Annotated in this window: 16 protein-coding genes and 3 pseudogenes; 14 read left to right on the top strand and 5 right to left on the bottom strand. The window is 73.6% G+C overall.

Annotated elements, in window-relative coordinates:
• Positions 1 to 294: 294 nt before the first annotated feature.
• The 14 genes and pseudogenes from REH70_RS12340 to REH70_RS12275 all read left to right on the top strand — a co-directional run bounded on the left by REH70_RS12340 (position 295) and on the right by REH70_RS12275 (position 14,471).
• The gene (locus REH70_RS12340; RefSeq protein ID WP_310747562.1) at positions 295 to 1,098 is read left to right on the top strand and encodes an extracellular solute-binding protein; all 804 of its coding nucleotides are present in this window, start codon (positions 295 to 297) and stop codon (positions 1,096 to 1,098) included.
• A complete protein-coding gene (locus REH70_RS12335; protein WP_310747561.1) occupies positions 1,002 to 1,592 on the top strand; it encodes a hypothetical protein in 591 nt (196 codons plus the stop codon). Before REH70_RS12340 ends, REH70_RS12335 begins: the two co-directional genes overlap by 97 nt.
• A gap of 94 nt (positions 1,593 to 1,686) precedes the next feature.
• A pseudogene (locus tag REH70_RS12330) lies at positions 1,687 to 2,660 on the top strand (acetylxylan esterase).
• Between the two features lie 91 nt (positions 2,661 to 2,751).
• Positions 2,752 to 3,213 carry a DUF1810 domain-containing protein gene (locus REH70_RS12325; protein WP_310747559.1) on the top strand — a complete coding sequence of 154 codons (462 nt, stop codon included), beginning with the start codon at positions 2,752 to 2,754 and terminating at the stop codon, positions 3,211 to 3,213.
• Positions 3,214 to 3,251: 38 nt separating this feature from the next.
• Complete coding sequence (locus REH70_RS12320; RefSeq protein ID WP_310747558.1) at positions 3,252 to 3,593, top strand: HIT domain-containing protein; 342 nt, start codon at positions 3,252 to 3,254, stop codon at positions 3,591 to 3,593.
• Positions 3,594 to 3,720: 127 nt separating this feature from the next.
• The gene (locus REH70_RS12315) at positions 3,721 to 4,806 is read left to right on the top strand and encodes a PhoH family protein (protein WP_310747556.1); all 1,086 of its coding nucleotides are present in this window, start codon (positions 3,721 to 3,723) and stop codon (positions 4,804 to 4,806) included.
• Entirely contained in the window at positions 4,803 to 5,255 is a 453-nt protein-coding gene (gene ybeY / locus REH70_RS12310; RefSeq protein WP_310747554.1) for an rRNA maturation RNase YbeY, read from the top strand. The genes REH70_RS12315 and ybeY overlap by 4 nt, the downstream gene beginning before the upstream one ends.
• Entirely contained in the window at positions 5,252 to 6,634 is a 1,383-nt protein-coding gene (locus REH70_RS12305; protein ID WP_310747552.1) for a hemolysin family protein, read from the top strand. The genes ybeY and REH70_RS12305 overlap by 4 nt, the downstream gene beginning before the upstream one ends.
• A complete protein-coding gene (era, locus tag REH70_RS12300; RefSeq protein ID WP_310747550.1) occupies positions 6,631 to 7,536 on the top strand; it encodes a GTPase Era in 906 nt (301 codons plus the stop codon). Before REH70_RS12305 ends, era begins: the two co-directional genes overlap by 4 nt.
• A gap of 56 nt (positions 7,537 to 7,592) precedes the next feature.
• Complete coding sequence (locus REH70_RS12295; protein ID WP_310747549.1) at positions 7,593 to 9,107, top strand: prolyl oligopeptidase family serine peptidase; 1,515 nt, start codon at positions 7,593 to 7,595, stop codon at positions 9,105 to 9,107.
• Positions 9,108 to 9,300: 193 nt separating this feature from the next.
• Entirely contained in the window at positions 9,301 to 11,058 is a 1,758-nt protein-coding gene (gene leuA / locus REH70_RS12290) for a 2-isopropylmalate synthase (RefSeq protein WP_310747548.1), read from the top strand.
• Between the two features lie 167 nt (positions 11,059 to 11,225).
• A complete protein-coding gene (locus REH70_RS12285; protein WP_310747546.1) occupies positions 11,226 to 12,791 on the top strand; it encodes a GGDEF domain-containing protein in 1,566 nt (521 codons plus the stop codon).
• A 113-nt stretch (positions 12,792 to 12,904) separates the two neighbouring features.
• Positions 12,905 to 13,635: pseudogene (gene recO, locus REH70_RS12280) on the top strand (DNA repair protein RecO).
• Between the two features lie 26 nt (positions 13,636 to 13,661).
• The gene (locus REH70_RS12275; RefSeq protein ID WP_310747545.1) at positions 13,662 to 14,471 is read left to right on the top strand and encodes an isoprenyl transferase; all 810 of its coding nucleotides are present in this window, start codon (positions 13,662 to 13,664) and stop codon (positions 14,469 to 14,471) included.
• Between the two features lie 122 nt (positions 14,472 to 14,593).
• Here the strand turns inward: REH70_RS12275 and REH70_RS12270 are convergent, their stop codons facing one another.
• From REH70_RS12270 to REH70_RS12250, 5 genes and pseudogenes are all read right to left on the bottom strand, one after another.
• Entirely contained in the window at positions 14,594 to 15,085 is a 492-nt protein-coding gene (locus REH70_RS12270) for a Fur family transcriptional regulator (RefSeq protein ID WP_310747544.1), read from the bottom strand.
• Complete coding sequence (locus REH70_RS12265; protein ID WP_310754270.1) at positions 15,073 to 15,960, bottom strand: metal ABC transporter permease; 888 nt, start codon at positions 15,958 to 15,960, stop codon at positions 15,073 to 15,075. The genes REH70_RS12270 and REH70_RS12265 overlap by 13 nt, the downstream gene beginning before the upstream one ends.
• A gap of 20 nt (positions 15,961 to 15,980) precedes the next feature.
• Positions 15,981 to 16,805 (bottom strand): ABC transporter ATP-binding protein, encoded by an 825-nt coding sequence (locus tag REH70_RS12260; RefSeq protein WP_310754269.1) that lies wholly within the window; start codon positions 16,803 to 16,805, stop codon positions 15,981 to 15,983.
• Between the two features lie 30 nt (positions 16,806 to 16,835).
• Positions 16,836 to 17,740, bottom strand: a pseudogene (locus tag REH70_RS12255) (metal ABC transporter substrate-binding protein); the annotation flags it as partial.
• A gap of 36 nt (positions 17,741 to 17,776) precedes the next feature.
• The gene (locus REH70_RS12250; RefSeq protein WP_310747542.1) at positions 17,777 to 17,998 is read right to left on the bottom strand and encodes a hypothetical protein; all 222 of its coding nucleotides are present in this window, start codon (positions 17,996 to 17,998) and stop codon (positions 17,777 to 17,779) included.
• Between the last annotated feature and the right edge of the window lie 140 nt (positions 17,999 to 18,138).

The following is an 18,138-nucleotide window of genomic DNA, read 5'->3' as shown; positions in this document are numbered from 1 at the left end:
CGGGGCGAGCGAGCTCACGACCGCGGTCCCGCCTCCCCGGCGCGGGTTCGTTGACAGCCCCCAGGGGCGCTGCTACGTTGCCGAGTAAGCGCTTTCCCAGCCCTACAGGGCCGCGGGGCGCACCGCCGCGCTGGTCCGCTCGGCAGCCGCGAGGAAGCGGTTGCTGGACGGCGCCGCGACCGGCCCGTTCGCGCATCGCGGGCGCATGCCCGACCGGCGACCTCCACCGGGTGTCGCAGAACGCCTTCCCTTGCACTCTGCCCCGTTGCGGGGCCATCAGATCGGACGCTGCGCATGTTCTCAAGGAAGCACAAGGTCGGTTTCGTGGCGGTCGCCGCTGCTCTGGCGCTCGTGGGTTGCTCCGACGGCGGCGGCACCGACGCCGCGGGCGCGACGGAGGGCGGCGACGAGGCCGTCGAGCTCCGCTTCGCCTGGTGGGGCAGCGAGCAGCTGAACGCGATCAAGGACGAGCAGATCACCGCGTTCGAGGCCGAGTACCCCCACATCACCGTCCTGCAGGAGCCGGGCGAGTTCGCCGGCTACTACGACAAGCTCGCCACGCAGGTCGCGGGTGACGACGGACCGGACGTGCTCCAGATCACCTACAACTACATCGCGGAGTACGCCGAGAAGGGTGCGCTGCTCGACCTCGCGACCGTCGAGGACACCCTCGACGTGTCGAACTACGCGGAGGGTTCGCTCGACGGCGGGATGTTCGAGGGGAACCTCTACGGAGTCCCGACCGGTCTCGGGTCGCGCGGCGTCATCGCGAACACGCGCCTGTTCGCCGAGGCCGGTGTCGAGCTGCCCGACGACGACACGTGGACCTGGGACGACTACGTCGACATCGCCACGCAGATCTCCGAGAACACCCCCGACGACACCTACGGGGTGACGCTCAACAACACCGAGCAGCTGCTCAACACGATCGCCCGCCAGCACGGCGACAACGTGTACACCGAGGAGGAGGCGTGGGCGACGTGGCGGAGCACGCGGCCTTCATGTTCGACCTCAACAAGCGCCTCATCGAGACCGGTGCCGGTCCGAGCGCGGAGCAGTCGGCGGAGGAGGAGTCCCTCGCCCTGGAGGCGCGGCTGATGGGCACCGGCAAGGTGGCCATGTCGTTCGAGCCCATCAACTTCCTGCCCATCTACACCCAGTCCTCGGGTGACGAGTTCGTCATCCTCGACGTGCCCAACGAGGGCGGCGAGCCCGGCCTCTGGCCGCAGCCCACCGTCCTGTACGCCGGGTACGGAGGGACCGAGCACCCCGAGGAGGTGGCACTGCTGATCGACTGGCTCCTCAACAGCGAGGAGGCGGCGCCGCTCAACAAGCTGACGCTGGGCATCCCCGCCAACCCCGACGTCCTGAGCGCCGTCCAGCCCGAGTTCACCGAGGTGGAGCAGGTGCAGAGCGACTTCCTGGACAAGGTCCTGGCTCAGGAGGGTGCGCCCAACGTGCAGACGCCTGTGGGCGGGACCGCTGCTCAGGCGATCGTCGTCCGGCTGGGCACCGAGGTGGCGTTCGAGCGGATGACGGCGGACGAGGCCGCCGAGCAGTTCGTCAGCGAGCTCGAAGCCGAGCTGAGCTGAGCTCAGCTGAGTTGAGCTGACGCTCGTCCTCCCGACCGGCCGGATACCCGTGGGTGTCCGGCCGGTCCCGTCCCGCACGCACCGGAGCCTCACCATGGCGCACTTCGACCTGTCCGTTCCCGAGCTGGAACGGTTCGCACTCGATCTCGACGAGCCGGCCGACCTGAGGGAGTTCTGGGACACCACGCTCGAGCAGGCGCGCGAGCACGAGCTCGACGTGGTGCTGACCGAGGTCGACAACCACCTGGAGCTCGTGACCACGTACGACCTGGAGTTCTCCGGCTTCGGCGGCGACCGCATCAAGGCATGGCTGCACGTGCCGGCCGGCACCACCGGACCCTCCCCACCGTGGTCGAGTACGTCGGCTACAGCGGCGGACGGGGGCTCGCGCACCAGCACGTCGCCTGGGCATTGGCCGGCTACGCGCACCTGACGATGGACACCCGAGGGCAGGGCTGGGGCGGTCGCACCGGCGACACCCCGGACCTCACGCCGGAGGCCGGGCTCGTCGCGGCACCGGGACACCTGACCCGCGGGATCCTGGACCCCACCACCTACTTCTACCGACGGGTCTTCACCGATGCGGTCCGGGCCGTGGAGGCTGCCGCCGCGACGCCGTACGCCGACCCGGACCGCACCGTCGTCGCCGGGGTGAGCCAGGGCGGTGGGATCGCGATCGCCGTGGCCGCGCTGCGGGACGACCTGGCCGGCGCGCTGGTCGACGTGCCGTTCCTCTGTCACTTCCGGCGCGCCGTCTCCATCACGAACAACGAGCCGTACGCCGAGATCACCCGGTATCTCAAGCGCAACCGCGATCATGCGGCGGCGACCTTCTCGACGCTGCGGTACTTCGACGGCGCGGTCCTCGCGCGGCACGCGACCACGCCCACCCTCTTCTCGGTCGCGCTCATGGACGCCACCTGCCCGCCGTCGACCGTCTACGCAGCCTTCAACCGATGGGCCTGCGCCGACAAGTCGATCGAGGTCTACGAGTTCAACGAGCACGAGGGCGGGGACGAGCACCACCAGGTCCGGAAGTACGAGTGGTTGGAGCGCCTCTTCGGCTGAGCGCGAGACCGCTGGTCGGAGCCGCACGACCGCCCCGGGCGTCCGCGGCGTCCGCGGCGTCCGCGGCGTCCGGAGCGGGCACCATGGCCCCATGCCGCCCGACCTCAACCGCTTCGTCACCGCCCAGGACCACGACGGCACGCACGTCACCGCGCTCGCCGAGCTCCGCGCGGGGCGCAAGCGCAGCCACTGGATGTGGTTCGTGCTCCCGCAGCTCGCGGGCCTGGGGCACAGCGCGATGGCCCAGCGCTACGGGATCGCCGGGCTGGACGAGGCGCGCGCCTATCTCGCGCACCCGGTGCTCGGGCCGCGGCTCATGGAGTGCGTCCGGGCGCTGACCGCGCTCCCGGACGACGACCCCGTGGCCGTCCTCGGCGGCATCGACGCGCAGAAGCTGCGCTCCTCGATGACGCTGTTCGCCCGTGCCGCTGACTCCGCCGACCCCGCTGACCCCACGGGTTCCGAGGAGGCCCGCGACGCGTTCACCGCCGTCCTCGACCAGTACTTCGACGGGGTGCAGGACGAGGAGACGGTGCGTCGCCTGGGGGCGTGAGCCGGGCGTGCGCCCGGCCGCCGGGCTAGCCTGACGGCATGTCCAGCGACTGCCTGTTCTGCCGGATCGTGGCCGGCGAGGTCCCCGCCGACGTCGTCGCCCGGTCCGAGCGTGCCCTGGCCTTCCGGGACATCGACCCCCGGGCCGCGCTGCATGTGCTGGTGATCCCGCGCGAGCACCACGCCGACGTCGCGCAGCTCGCCGCCGCCGACCCCGCGCTGCTCGCGGAGCTCGTCGAGCTCGCGGACACCGTCGCCGGCACGGAGGCGAGCGGGCAGTTCCGGCTCGTGTTCAACACCGGGCCCACCGCGGGGCAGTCGGTCTTCCACGTGCACGGGCACGTCCTGGGCGGGCAGGACCTCGGGTGGTCCCCGGCCTGACGGCTGCTCCGCCGGGCCGCACGCCCGGTCTCGCACGCGCCGCCCGCCGGTGCGCTCGGTAGGATGGGTGCCCCGGCGCACGAGCGCGCCACCGGAGCGAGGAGAACGCAGGCCGCCGGCCTCACCCATGGCAGAGATCACCCCTGAGCGCCGCGACCCCACGTCCGGCGCACGCGTCGAGCACCGCATCACGGTGCCGCCCGAGGTCGCCATGGTCGCCCTCCTGGGCCTGCGCGACGAGGTCCTGCGCTCAATGGAGGAGGGCTTCCCCTCCGTCGACGTCCACGTCCGTGGCAACGAGATCAGCCTCGCCGGCCCGGCCGGTGACGTCGCGCTGCTCGCCCGCCTCGTCGACGAGCTGGTCGACGTCGCGGCCAGCGGTACCCCGCTCACCGCGGACGTCGTACGCCGCTCGATCGTCATGCTCACCGCGGCGACGACCACCCGACCGGCCGACGTGCTGACCTTCAACATCCTCTCCAACCGCGGCCGGACGATCCGGCCGAAGACGGCCGGGCAGAAGGAGTACGTCGACGCGATCGACCGGCACACCGTCACCTTCGGCATCGGCCCCGCCGGCACCGGGAAGACCTACCTCGCGATGGCCAAGGCGGTGCAGGCCCTGCAGGCCCGACAGGTCAGCCGCATCGTCCTGACCCGGCCCGCGGTCGAGGCCGGGGAGCGGCTCGGGTTCCTGCCCGGCGGCCTCACCGAGAAGATCGACCCCTACCTGCGCCCGCTGTACGACGCGCTGCACGACATGGTCGACCCGGACTCGATCCCTCGTCTCATGGAGGCCGGGACCATCGAGGTCGCCCCGCTGGCGTACATGCGCGGCCGGACGCTCAACGACGCGTTCATCATCCTCGACGAGGCGCAGAACACCTCGACCGAGCAGATGAAGATGTTCCTCACCCGCCTCGGCTTCGGCTCCCGCGTCGTCGTCACGGGCGACGTCACCCAGGTCGACCTGCCCGGCGGGACGACGTCCGGGCTGCGCGTCGTCGAGGACGTCCTGCGTGACGTCGACGACGTCGCCTTCTGCCGGCTGAGCTCGGGCGACGTCGTCCGGCACCGGCTCGTCGGGCAGATCATCGACGCCTACGCGCGCTGGGACGCCCCGGGCGGCGGCGGGCACGTCGAGCACCGCCCCTCGGTCGGCCGCGGCCCGCGCGAGCACCGGTCGTCCGGCCCCGGGGCAGGTGCCCGGTGAGCGTCGAGGTCAACAACGAGTCCGGGCACGTCGTCGACGAGGCCGAGTTCGCGGCGCTCGCCCGCCACGTGCTCGACGCGATGCACGTGCACCCGCAGACCGAGCTCGCCATCATGCTCGTCGGCACGGACGTCATGACCGAGCTGCACGTGCAGTGGATGGACGAGCCCGGACCCACGGACGTCCTGTCGTTCCCGATGGACGAGCTGCGGCCCGGCAGCCCCGGCGACGTCACCCCCGCGGGCCTCCTCGGCGACGTCGTCCTGTGCCCGGAGGTCGCGGCCCGTCAGGCGCGTGACGCCGGGCACTCGACCACCGAGGAGCTGCTGCTGCTGACGACCCACGGGATCCTCCACCTGCTGGGGTACGACCACGCGGAGCCGGAGGAGGAGAAGGAGATGTTCGCGCTGCAGCGTCAGCTGCTGCTGACGTTCCTCGCCGACCGATGACCGCGGTGCTGACGAGCGCACGCCTGGCGAGCGCCGGGCTGACGGACGCCGTCCTCGCCGGACCGCACGCTGTGGCCACCGCCGTCTCCCCGGCCGTCACCGACGGGCTGCCCGTCGGCCTGCTGGTGACCGTGGCGGCACTGGGCTTCGGGCTCGCGGCGCTGCTCAGCGCCGGCGAGTCGGCCCTGCTGCAGGTGACCCGGGCCGCGGTCAGCGAGCTCGTCGCCCAGGGCCACCCGCACGCCGGGCGGGTGCGGCGCCTCACCGAGGAGCCCACCGACAGCGCGGCGTCGGCGGCGTTCGTCCGGCTCATCGCCGAGATGAGCGCGACCGCGTGCGTGGTGCTCGCCCTCACCGCGACCGACCTCGCCTGGTGGGCCGTGCTGCTGCTCTCCGTCGTCGTCTCCGGGCTCGTCGCGCTCATCCTCGTGCGGATCAGCCCGCGCAGCCTCGGGCGGCGTCACCCCGTCCGGGTCCTGACGATGCTCTCCGCCCTGCTCAGCGTCGTGCGGATGCTCCCCATCGGGCGGCTCGCCCCCGAGGTGCGCCGGACCGGCGAGGTCGACGAGGACGAGCTGCGCGCGATGGTCGCGCGGATGAGCGAGTCGCACGGGCTCGAGGAGGAGGAGCGGGACATGTTCCGCTCCGTGTTCGAGCTGGGCGACACGCTGACCCGCGAGGTCATGGTCCCGCGCACCGAGATGATCACCGCGGAGTCGACGACGCCGCTGCGCAAGGCGCTGTCCCTCATGCTCCGCTCCGGGTACTCCCGGGTCCCGGTGGTCGGCACGTCCGTCGACGACCTGCGCGGGGTGCTGTACCTCAAGGACCTCATCCGGCGCCTGCAGGACTCGCCCGGCTCGGGTGAGGACCCCGTGGCGCACCTCGCGCGACCGGCGGTGTTCGTGCCCGAGTCCAAGCCCGTCGACGACCTCCTGCGCGAGATGCAGGCGGCGTCGTCGCACATCGCCGTCGTCGTCGACGAGTACGGCGGCATCGCCGGGCTCGTGACGATCGAGGACGCCCTCGAGGAGATCGTCGGTGAGCTGACCGACGAGCACGACCGCAGCGGACCCGAGGTCGAGGACCTCGGCGACGGCACCTTCCGCGTCCCCGCCCGCCTGCCGGTCGACGAGGTCGGCGAGCTGTTCGACCTCGACCTGGAGGACGACGAGGTGGACACCGCCGGCGGCCTGCTGGCCAAGGCGCTCGGCAAGGTGCCGCTGCTCGGTGCATCCGGCGAGATCCACGGGCTGCACCTGACGGCCGAGCGCGTGGAGGGCCGCCGCAAGCAGCTGGCCACGGTGCTCGTGCGGCTCGCCGCACCGGCCGACGACCGCGACGACATCCCCCAGACCACACCAGGAGCATCCCGATGACCGAGTTCCGATCCGGCTTCGCGTGCGTGGTCGGCCGGCCCAACGCCGGCAAGTCCACGCTCACGAACGCGCTCGTGGGACAGAAGGTGGCCATCACCTCGGGCCGTCCGCAGACCACCCGGCACACCATCCGCGGGATCGTGCACCGCGAGGACGCCCAGCTCGTCCTGGTCGACACCCCCGGGCTGCACCGACCGCGCACCCTGCTCGGCCAGCGCCTCAACGACCTCGTGCGCGACACCCTGACCGAGGTCGACGTCGTGCTGTTCTGCCTCCCGGCGGACCAGAAGGTCGGTCCCGGTGACCGGTTCATCGCCGCCGAGCTGGCGGAGCTGCCCGTGCCGGTGGTCGCGGTGGTGACGAAGGCCGACGTCGTCGGCAAGGGACGGCTCGCCGAGCACCTCCTGGCGGTGGACGCGCTCGGGGAGTGGGCCGACATCGTGCCCGTGTCCGCGGTGGAGGGCTACCAGGTGGACGTGCTCGTCGACGTCGTCGTCGGGCACCTGCCGCCGGGACCCGCGCTGTACCCGGACGGCGAGCTCACCGACGAGCCCGAGGTCGTCATGGTCGCCGAGCTCGTGCGCGAGGCCGCCCTCGAGGGCGTGCGCGACGAGCTGCCGCACTCGCTCGCCGTCGTGGTGGACGAGATCCTGCCGCGCGAGGGCTCGGGCACCGACGGCCGGCCGCCGATGCTGGACGTCCGGGTCAACCTCTTCGTCGAACGGGACAGCCAGAAGGCGATCATCATCGGCAAGGGCGGGGAGCGGCTGCGGGACGTCGGCACCCAGGCCCGCCAGGGCATCGAGGCTCTCCTGGGCAGCCGGATCTTCCTCGACCTGCACGTCAAGGTCGCCAAGGACTGGCAGCGCGACCCCAAGCAGCTGGGGCGGATGGGGTTCTGACCCGCGGGGCCGGGGTCATGCCCGGCTCCGCCCGGGACGGCGCCTAGGATCTCCGGGTGCCGTTCCGGACCGCTGCCACCGCCGCCGCCGGGGCCGTCGCGCTGGCCGTGCTCGGGGCCGTCATGGGCCCCGGGTGGGACCCCGAGCCGGTCCTCGACGTCCCGGTCGTCGAGACGTCCGACACGACGATCGCCCCCGGGTCGGCTCTCGCCGACGAGCCGCCCGGCGTCGCGGCAGTCGGCACGTACGACGTCACCCGCACCGTGGTCGAGGTCGACCTCGACGGCGCGGTCGTCGAGGCGCAGGTCACGGCGCCGGTGGGAGCCGGCGACGACCTGCCCGGCCTCGTCTTCGTGCACGGCGCCGGCACGGGACGGTTCGCCCAGGCGTTCCGCTCCCAGGCGCAGCACCTGGCCAGCGCCGGGATCGTCACGATGGTGCCCGACAAGCGCCTCGACACCTACACCACCGTGCACCGCGACTACCCGGCGATGGCGGCCGACTATGCGCGGTCCGTCGACGTCCTGCGCGGGTGGCCGGGCGTCGACGGCACGCGGGTCGGCGTCTACGGCGAGAGCGAGGGCTGCTGGATCGTCCCGGTGATGACCGCCGAGGACCGCACCCTCGACTTCGCCGTCCTCGTCTCGGCCCCCGTCGTCCCGCCGCGGCAGCAGGCCGCCTTCGCGGCCGCGTCCTACCTGCGCAACACCGACGTGCCGAGCGGGGTGTTCCGTGCCATCCCGCGCGCGGTCGGGCTCGGCTTCCCGGGGGACGCGTTCGCCTACGCGGACTTCGACGTGTCGCCCTACCAGCAGCGCACCACCCAGCCGGTCCTCATGGCCTACGGCACCGGCGACGCGTCCATGCCGCTCGTCCAGGGGGTGCAGGAGGTCCGCGCCGACCTCGCGGCGACGGGCAACGACGCGTTGACCGTCCGGTACTACGCGGGCGCCGACCACGGGATCCGGGTGGACGGCGACGTCCTGCCGGCGCTGCACCGGGACATCGCCGCGTGGGTCGACGGACTGCCGGCGACCGGGACGGCCGAGCCGTGGATCGCCGGCGAGCAGCCCGTGCAGGCGATCCGCGCCGACCCGCTGCCGAGCCCGCGGTGGTTCGGCACCGTCGACGCCGTGCTGGCGACCGTGGTGGTCGCGGCCGCCGCCCTCGTGGTCGGCACGCTGTCGCTGCTCACCGGCCGGGTGCTGCGGTGGCGCGGTCACGGCCTCGCCGCCGGCCTGGCCGAGCCGCTGGCCGGTCTGGCGGTCGGCACGGTGCTGACCGTCGGCGCGCTCGTCGGCTACCTCGTCGCGGTGGCCCGGCTCGCGCTCGACTACGAGCGCAACACCTGGGTGGTGCAGGGCGGGTGGCTCGGCGTGCGCGTGCTGGGTCTCGCCGCGGTCGTCGCGGGCGCCGTCCTCATCCAACGGATCCGGGACGTGCGCGCCGACCCGGACGAGCGGGTGGTGCGGGGCGGGTTCGCGGGGGTCGGGCTCGGGGCGCTCGCCGCGGGGTCCGTGATCCTGCTGATCACGCTGGCGTACTGGGGCGTCTACCAGCTGGGGATCTGACGCAGGACCGGGCGGACGCCTCCGACGCCCTCGCACACGCCATCGCACGCCCTCGCCGGGTCGGGGGTAGGGTGTCGGCGTGCTGTGGCAAGGACTCCTCCTTCGTCGCCGCGGCGGGGTCTGACCGGCCGGTCCCTCGTCGCGGTGGTCGTCGTGCTCCGGCCCTCCACCCCGAGACACTGAGGAACCCACGATGCGACACGACTCCCACACCCGCTCCGCCCAGCGCGCCACGGCCATGCCGGTCGACAAGTACCGTCCGTTCGGCGGGCTCGCCGGCTACGACCTGTCCGACCGCCGGTGGCCCTCGCAGACGATCACCGCCGCGCCCCGCTGGCTGTCGACCGACCTGCGGGACGGCAACCAGGCGCTCATCGAGCCGATGGACCCCCGCCGCAAGCGCCGGATGTTCGACCTGCTCGTCCGGATGGGCTTCAAGGAGATCGAGGTCGGCTTCCCGGCGGCCAGCCAGACCGACTTCGACTTCGTCCGGTCGATCATCGACGACGGCGCCGTGCCCGACGACGTGACGATCTCGGTGCTGACCCAGGCCCGCACCGACCTCATCGAGCGGACGATGACCGCGCTGGTCGGCACGCCGCGCGCGACCGTGCACATGTACAACGCCACCGCGCCGGTGTTCCGGGACATCGTGTTCCGCAACGACCGCGACGCGACCCGCGAGCTCGCCGTGGCCGGCACCCGCGACGTCCTGGCGTTCGCCGAGAAGATCCTCGACGACGACACCGTGTTCGGGTACGAGTACTCCCCGGAGATCTTCACCGACACCGAGCTGGAGTTCGCGCTCGAGGTGTGCGAGGCGGTGATGGACGTCTACGAGCCCGGCGCCGACCGCGAGATCGTGCTGAACCTCCCGGCGACCGTCGAGCGCGGGACGCCGAACACCTACGCGGACATGATCGAGTGGATGAGCCGCAACCTGTCCCGGCGCGAGCACGTCGCGGTGTCGGTGCACCCGCACAACGACCGCGGCACCGCGGTCGCGGCTGCCGAGCTCGCGATGATGGCCGGCGCGGACCGCGTCGAGGGCTGCCTGTTCGGCCAGGGCGAGCGGACCGGGAACGTCGACCTGGTGACCCTCGGGCTGAACCTTTTCAGCCAGGGCATCGATCCGCAGATCGACTTCTCGGACATCGACGAGGTGCGGCGCACCGTCGAGTACTGCACGCAGATGGACGTCCACCCGCGCCACCCGTACGGCGGCGACCTCGTCTACACGTCCTTCTCCGGATCGCACCAGGACGCCATCAAGAAGGCGTTCGAGGCGCGGGCGAGCGATGCCGCGGCGGCCGGCGTCGGGACCGACGAGCTCGTGTGGGCGCTGCCCTACCTGCCGATCGATCCCAAGGACGTCGGCCGCAGCTACGAGGCGGTCATCCGGGTCAACTCGCAGTCCGGCAAGGGCGGCATCTCCTACCTCATGAAGCACGAGCGGCACCTGGACCTGCCGCGCCGGCTCCAGATCGAGTTCTCCCGCGTGGTGCAGGCGTTCACCGACACCCGCGGCGGGGAGGTCAGCGCCGACGACCTGTGGGAGATCTTCCGGGACGAGTACCTGCCCGTCGAGCCGGGCGGGCCGCTCGCGCAGTGGGGCCGGTTCGCGCTGCGCGGTGCCCGCAGCGACAGCATCGCCGACGGCCCCGACACGCTCAGCGTCGACCTGACCGACGACGGCCGCGAGGTCACCCTCGACGGTGCCGGCAACGGTCCGATCGCGGCGTTCGTCGACGTGCTGTCCCGGCTCGGCCTGGACGTCGCCGTCCTGGACTACGCCGAGCACGCGCTGTCCGAGGGCGGCGACGCGTCGGCGGCCGCGTACGTCGAGTGCTCGGTCGGTGAGCAGGTGCTGTGGGGCGTGGGGATCGACCCGTCCATCACGACCGCCTCGCTCAAGGCCATCATCTCCGCGGTCAACCGGGCCCACCGTTAGCTCGCGCTGGTCGGGCTCGCGCCCGTTCGCGGAGCAGAGCCGGCACGCCCCGACCGGACCGGTGTGAGGCATCTCACACCGGTCCGGCTGCGGGTGCACGACGTCCGTGTCGATGCAGTGGAGGTGACCCTGGCCGAGAGCTGCGACCCGCGCCGCCGCGCGCCGTCGTGCACCTCGGCGAGTTCGGTCCCTTCGACGCGCTGACCGACGTCGCCCACGCGCTGTCCCAGGACGGCGACGTCGCCGAGGCGATCGAGCGGTGCCGCGCGATCGAGGCGCTGTGCGAGGCCGCGGACGACCAGCGCACGCTCCGCTTCGCGATCTACATCCGCGGGCGGTCGGCGATCGAGCTCGGGCGCGCGGCAGAGGCCGTCGAGTGCGCGCACCGGCTCCTGGCGATGGTGGACGAGGACCTGCGCTCGTACTGGCGCGTGAAGGCGCTCGCGCTCGAGGCCAACGCGCGGGCCGCCCTGGGCGACAACGCGACCGCGGTCGACCTCCTCGCGCGCGCCACCGTCCTGCTCGGTCCGCTCGCCGGGCAGGACTACCACCAGGTGTCCGCGAGCGGGGCCATCGCGATCGCGCTGCGTCGTCTCGAGCTGTTCGAGGCCAGCGACGCGCAGCTCCTGCAGATGGTGCCCCGCCTGACGACGTGGGACGGCATCACGATCGTCTCGGACTCGCTGAACACGGTCGCGGAGTGGGCCCTCGCGCTGCAGGTGATCGGGGACGACGCCGGCGCGTCCGCCAAGTACGTGCTGTGCGCGTCCCGTGCCGCATGGGTCGCGCGCCTGGTCACCGAGACCGGGCGCGATACCTACCGGCTGTTCGCCGCGACCGGGGAGATGTTCGCCCGGACGATGCTCGGCGAGACGGAGCTCGCGCTGGTCGCCGCGCCCGTCCTGCTGGCCAACCCCGCGCTCGCCCACGCCCGGGTCGAACGACTGCTCGCCCTCTACGCGCTGAGCGTCGCCCAGGCCGCGCACGGCCGCTTCGCGGAGGCGCAGGCTGACCTGGAGACGCTGCGCGAGCTCGCGGTCGCCGAGCACCGCGCCATCTGGCTCGCCATCGCCGACGCCGCCCTCATGCGTCTGTCGGTGCAGCAGTACGGCGACCACCCCGCGGTCGGCCGCGCGTCCGCGCTGTACCAGCGCCTCGCCGTCAGCCTGTGGCACGAGCGGATCGCCCGGTTCGACGTCCTGCGCAGCCGCGTGCAGGTCCACGAGCTCGTCGCGCAGGGCGAGGAGATCACCGAGCTGACCCGCACGGACGACCTCACCGGCGTCGGCAACCGGCGTGCGCTCGAGGCGGCGCTCGCGGACCAGGGCGCCACGGCGGCGTCGGTGTTCGTCGACGTCGACCACTTCAAGGAGATCAACGACCGCTGGTCGCACGTCGTCGGCGACCGCGTCCTCGTGCGGCTGGCACGGATCCTGCGGGCGCAGGTCCGGGCGGGCGACACCGTGGTGCGGTTCGGCGGGGACGAGTTCCTCGTCGTGCTCGATCCCCGGGTGAGCGGGACGCCCGACGGTGCGCGCGCGGCGGAGCGCCTCGCGCGCCGGCTGGTCGCAGCCGTCCGGGACGAGGACTGGTCGCGCCTGGCGTCGGGGCTCCGCGTGACCGTCTCCGTCGGCGCGGTCGCGCAGGTGTCCCCGACGGCGATGCTCGCGGCGGTCACCGCGGCGCTGCACCAGGCGAAGGCGGGCGGTCGGGACCGCGCCGTCGTCGGCTGATCGGCCACCCCCGGGGCGGGCGCGGCGGCGGGGTGGCGCGGTCTTCGCGGCGGTGCTCGGGAGAGTGCGCGGCGGTGTGCGCGGCGTGTGGGCAGGCGGGGGACAATGGTCCGGTGAGCCTCTACCGCGACGAGGCGATCGTGCTGCGCACCCACAAGCTGGGCGAGGCCGACCGCATCGTGACCCTTCTGACCCGCAGCCACGGCAAGGTGCGCGCGGTCGCCAAGGGCGTCCGGCGCACGTCGTCCCGCTTCGGGTCCCGGCTCGAGCCGTTCATGGTCGTCGACGCCCAGCTGCACCGCGGCCGGTCGCTCGACATCGTCACCCAGGTCGAGACCGTCGGTGCCTACGGTCGCGCGGTGTGCGAGGACTACACGCTGTACACCGCGGGCACCGCGATGCTCGAGACGGCGGAGCGCCTCGTCGAGGCGGAGGGCGAGCCCGCGCTGCCGCAGTACCGGCTGCTGGTCGGCGGGGTGCGGTCCCTCGCGACTCGCGAGCACGCCCCGGGGCTCGTGCTGAGCTCGTACCTGCTGCGCGCGCTGTCCGTCGCCGGGTGGGCGCCGAGCTTCACCGACTGCGCTCGGTGCGGGGCGCCCGGTCCGCACCGGTCGTTCGCGGTCGCGCAGGGCGGGGCCGTGTGCGGCGTCTGCCGTCCGCCGGGTGCGACGGCCCCGGCGCCCGAGACGTTCGTGCTGCTCGCGGCCCTGCTCGCGGGGAGTGGCCCGCGGCCGAGGCGAGCCACGAGCGGCACCGCCGCGAGGCGGACGGTCTCGTCGCCGCGTTCCTGCAGTTCCACCTCGAGCGGTCCCTGCGCTCGCTGCCGCACGTGGAGCGGGTGTGAGGCGCCAGGGCCGCGGGTCGGAGCCCGTGCCGGGCCGCTCCGTCGTCGCCCCGCCGCCGCACCCGTCCGGTGCCACGGCCCCCGTGCTGCCGCCCGAGCTCGTGCCCCGGCACGTCGCCATCGTCATGGACGGCAACGGCCGGTGGGCCAACGCGCGCGGCCTGCCGCGCACGGCCGGTCACCAGGCCGGGGAGGCGTCGCTGCTCGACGTCGTCGCCGGGGCGATCGAGGTGGGCGTCACGCACGTCTCGGCGTACGCCTTCTCGACCGAGAACTGGAAGCGGTCACCGGACGAGGTCCGGTTCCTCATGGGGTTCAACCGCGACGTGCTGCGCCGCCGCCGCGACACCATGAACGACTGGGGGGTGCGCGTGCGCTGGGCCGGCCGCCGTCCGCGGCTGTGGCGCTCGGTGATCGCCGAGCTCGAGGAGGCCGAGCGGCTGACCCGGGACAACGACGTGTGCACGCTGACGATGTGCGTCAACTACGGCGGTCGGGCCGAGGTGGCCGACGCCGCCCGGGCGATCGCCCTGGAGGTCGCCGCCGGCCGCCTGGACCCGTCCAAGGTGACCGAGAAGACCGTCGCGCGGTACCTCGACGAGCCCGACCTGCCCGACGTCGACCTGTTCCTGCGGTCGTCCGGGGAGCAGCGGACGTCCAACTTCATGATCTGGCAGGCGGCGTACGCCGAGCTCGTGTTCCTCGACGAGCCGTGGCCCGACGTCGACCGCCGGCACCTGTGGCGTGCGGTGGAGGACTACGCGCGGCGGGACCGGCGCTACGGCGCGGCGGTGGACGCCCTCGCGGAGGCGGCGGCCCAGGACGCGCCGGACTGACCGCCCGGCGGGCGGTGCCTCAGCGGGCGGTGCCCCCGGGCGCTGCTTGCGCGAGCGGTACCACCGGACGGCGGCGAGGATCAGCGGGAGCAGTCGCAGGAGTCGGCCCATGCCGCCTACTGTCACCCGCCGTCGGTCGTGCCGCCACCGGACGATGGCGTCGGCACCGCCCGGTCCGCGGGGCCTGCGGAGGAGCCGGCGGCCGAGCTCGCCGGCACGTCCGGCGACTCGCCGCGCTGGCACGGCCCGCACGTGCCGAACAGCTCGACGGTGTGCTCGATGTCGGCGTAGCCCTGCGCCGCGCCGACCCGCGCGGCCCACTCCTCGACGGTCGGGCCGTCGATCTCCACCGTGCGGCCGCACAGCCGGCACACGAGGTGGTGGTGGTGCTCGCGCCGGATGCAGCGCCGGTACACGCTCTCGCCCTCGGCGGTGCGCAGGACGTCGACCTCGCCGCCCTCCGCGAGCTGCTGCAGCGTGCGGTAGACCGTCGCCAGCCCGACGCCGTCCCCGGCGGCGCGCAGCTGCTCGTGCAGCTGCTGCGCCGAGCGGAAGTCGTCGGAGCCGTCGAGCGCCTCGGCGACGGCGGCCCGCTGCCGGGTCATCCGCGCCATGGCGCACCCACCCGGACGTCGTCGGGCAGCTGGGGGTGGGGGTCGTGCGGTCGGCTGCGTCGCAGCAGCGGCCGCAGCCCCGACACGAGCGCGTACACGCCGGTCGCGAGGACGACGATGGTCGCGCCGGGGGACAGGTCCTGCCAGTAGGTGACGGACAGCCCGACCAGGCACACCGTCACGCCGACCACCATCGCGAGCGTCATGGTCCGGCGGAACGACGACGCGACGAGCTGGGCCACCGCGACCGGCACGATCATCAGCGCGCTGACCAGCAGCAGCCCGACGACCCGCATCGCCACGGTGACCGTGAGCGCCGCGATGACGGCGATGGCGATGTTGAGCGCCCGCACCGGCAGGCCGGCGGCCCGCGCGAACTCCTCGTCGTGGCACACCGCGAACAGCGCGCTGCGCAGCCCGACCCCGACGACCAGGACGATCGAGGCGAGCACGACCGTGAGCCACAGGTCGGCGCCGGACACGGTCGAGATCGACCCGAACAGGTACGCCATGAGGTTGGCGTTCGTCCCGCCCGCGAGCGAGATGAGCAGCACCCCGCCGGCGATCCCGCCGTAGAACAGCAGCGCGAGCGCGACGTCACCGCTCGTCCGCCCGCGCTCGCGGACCAGCTCGATGACGACCGCGCCGATGATCGCCGCGACCACCGCCCCGGGGACGGCCAGCGCACCCTCGACGAGACCCATGGCGTTGCCCACGAGCCACCCGAGCGCGACGCCGGTGAGCGCGACGTGGCCGATGCCGTCGCCGAGCAGGCTGAGCTTGCGCTGCACGAGGTAGGTCCCCATGACCGGCGCGGCGAGCCCGACGAGCAGCGCCGCGACGAGCGCGCGCTGCATGAGGGGGTCGGTCAGCATGCCGACCAGCTCGTCCACGATCACGGTTCCCACCTCAGGCCGGTCGTCGGGGTCTGCGTCAGGACGTCGTCGTCGTGCGGGTGCACGTGGTCGTGCTCGTCGCCGCCGTGCTCGTGCGTGGGGCGGGGCGGGGCGCCGTCGTGCACGACGGCGCCGTGGCGCAGGACGACGGCGCGGCGCACCAGCGGCGCGAGGGCGCCGAGCTCGTGCAGGACGACGAGCACGGTCGTGCCGCGCTCGCGAAGGCCGGCGAGGGTCGCGGCGAACGCCTGCTGGCTGGGCAGGTCGACGCCCGCGACCGGCTCGTCGAGGACGAGCAGCTCGGGCTCGCGCACCAGGGCGCGGGCGATGAGGACGCGCTGCTGCTGGCCGCCGGACAGCTCACGGACCGGGCGGTCGGCGTGGTGGTCCAGTCCGAGCAGGTCGAGCGCGTCGTGCACCCGCCGGTCGGCGTCGCGCGGCGGGCGCAGCCGGCGACCGTGCAGGAGCCCCGATGCGACGACCTCCGCCGCGGTCGCCGGCACGCCGGTCGCGGCGCTCACCCGCTGCGGGACGTACCCGATGCGCTCCCACGCGACCCCGCGGCCGAGCGGGCGGCCCAGCAGTGCGACGTCGCCGGACACGACCGGCACGACGCCGACCAGCGCGCGGACCAGCGTGGACTTGCCCGATCCGTTCGCGCCCAGCAGTGCGACGACCTCGCCCTCGTCGACCGTGAGGTCGACGCCGCGCAGGATCTCGCTGCCGTCCAGCACCACGCGCACGCCATGGGCGACGACGGGGTGCGGGTGGCCGGTCACGCGCAGCTCCAGCCCGGCGCGCAGCGCCGCCAGATTCTGCTCCATGACCGCGCGGTAGTCCGACCCGGCCTCGGTGAGGCTCTCGACGGGGTCGAGCACCGCCGTGCCGACCCCGAGGTCGGCCGCGAGGGTCTCGGCCACCTTGGGGTTGACCAGCGTCTCGGTGAAGACGGTCGTGACGCCCTCGGCGCGCACGACGTCGCCCACCTCGCGCAGCCGGGCGGGGAGGGCTCGGCCTCGGGGTCGAGGCCCGAGATGCCGACCTGCTCGAGGTCGTAGGCGCGGGTCAGGTAGCCGAACGCCTCGTGCGAGGTCACGACGACGCGGCGCTCGCAGTCCGCGAGGCCCTCGGTGAAGGCGGCGTCGAGGTCGGTGAGGTCGGCGACGAGCGCGTCCGCGGCGGCGGTGTAGGTCGCGGCGTTGTCGGGGTCGATGTCACCGAGGGTGTCGGCGACGGGCGCGGCCAGCGCGGCGAGCCGCTGCGGGTCGAGCCAGAAGTGGGGATCGAGCGCGTCGTGGTCGTGCTCGTGGTCCTCCTCGGCGTGGTCATCCGCACCGGCGACGAGGTCGGCGACGTCGGCGGCGTCGACCACGTGCTCGGGGTCGCGCGCGTCGACGGCCTCGTCGACGGCGCTCTGGAAGCCGGACAGGTACAGGACGAGGTCGGTCTCGCTGACGGTCCGAACCTGTCGCGGGGACAGCTCGACGTCATGCGGCTCGGCCCCGGGGGCGTCAGCGAGGAGACGGTGACGAGCTCGCCGCCCACCTGCTCGGCGACGTACTGCAACGGGTAGAAGGACGCGAGCACCTCCACCGTGCCGCCCCCGCCGCCCTGCGCCTGCACCCCGGCGTCGCCGGACGACGCGGCGTCGTCGGACGCGGCGCAGCCGGTGAGCAGCAGCCCCACGGCCACGACAGCGGGTAGGGCACGGGTTCGGCGGAACGGCATGAGTTCGATCATCCGCCGGAATGAGAATCATTGTCAAACTGCGGTGCCCCGGCGGGGCGCCGCGGTCTCAGCGCGGTGTCGCCTCCTGCCGACGTGCGCGCGCCCCGGCCCGCGCCGTCCACGGCCCCATGAGGGCGCCGAAGCCGAGGCCGCTGACAGCGGCGACGCCGAGGTCGCCGGCGGTGACGCCGCCGTCGGCGATCCACCGCGCGACCACCATCAGGAGCGCGAAGGTCAGCCCGAGGACGATCGCGAGCCGCCACGCGGAGGTCAGCAGGGTCCGTCTCATGGGGCCACCCTGGCCATCGGTCGCCCGGCGGGCAAGCACCGACGCCGTCCGTCGCCCGCACGGCATCCGTGCGTGCACCCGCGCCGGTGGACGGCTCATCCGCCGGACCCCTGCGACCGATAGGGCTGGCGACCTCCGGC

Source organism: Cellulomonas sp. ATA003, from assembly GCF_031582905.1.
In the GTDB taxonomy this organism is placed as follows: Bacteria; Actinomycetota; Actinomycetes; order Actinomycetales; family Cellulomonadaceae; genus Pengzhenrongella.
Note: the sequence above shows the minus strand (reverse complement) of the source record. Positions and strands in the feature narration are given on the sequence as shown.

Bases quoted from the DNA above. Each gene is read 5' to 3' on its own strand.
- era (WP_310747550.1), top strand. From the start codon at position 6,631: ATGACCGAGTTCCGATCCGGCTTCGCGTGCGTGGTCGGCCGGCCCAAC.
- REH70_RS12335 (WP_310747561.1), top strand. From the start codon at position 1,002: ATGTTCGACCTCAACAAGCGCCTCATCGAGACCGGTGCCGGTCCGAGC.
- REH70_RS12315 (WP_310747556.1), top strand. From the start codon at position 3,721: ATGGCAGAGATCACCCCTGAGCGCCGCGACCCCACGTCCGGCGCACGC.
- REH70_RS12270 (WP_310747544.1), bottom strand. From the start codon at position 15,085: ATGGCGCGGATGACCCGGCAGCGGGCCGCCGTCGCCGAGGCGCTCGAC.
- REH70_RS12265 (WP_310754270.1), bottom strand. From the start codon at position 15,960: ATGCTGACCGACCCCCTCATGCAGCGCGCGCTCGTCGCGGCGCTGCTC.
- REH70_RS12260 (WP_310754269.1), bottom strand. From the start codon at position 16,805: ATGGAGCAGAATCTGGCGGCGCTGCGCGCCGGGCTGGAGCTGCGCGTG.
- REH70_RS12340 (WP_310747562.1), top strand. From the start codon at position 295: ATGTTCTCAAGGAAGCACAAGGTCGGTTTCGTGGCGGTCGCCGCTGCT.
- leuA (WP_310747548.1), top strand. From the start codon at position 9,301: ATGCGACACGACTCCCACACCCGCTCCGCCCAGCGCGCCACGGCCATG.
- REH70_RS12250 (WP_310747542.1), bottom strand. From the start codon at position 17,998: ATGAGACGGACCCTGCTGACCTCCGCGTGGCGGCTCGCGATCGTCCTC.
- REH70_RS12305 (WP_310747552.1), top strand. From the start codon at position 5,252: ATGACCGCGGTGCTGACGAGCGCACGCCTGGCGAGCGCCGGGCTGACG.
- REH70_RS12320 (WP_310747558.1), top strand. From the start codon at position 3,252: ATGTCCAGCGACTGCCTGTTCTGCCGGATCGTGGCCGGCGAGGTCCCC.
- REH70_RS12325 (WP_310747559.1), top strand. From the start codon at position 2,752: ATGCCGCCCGACCTCAACCGCTTCGTCACCGCCCAGGACCACGACGGC.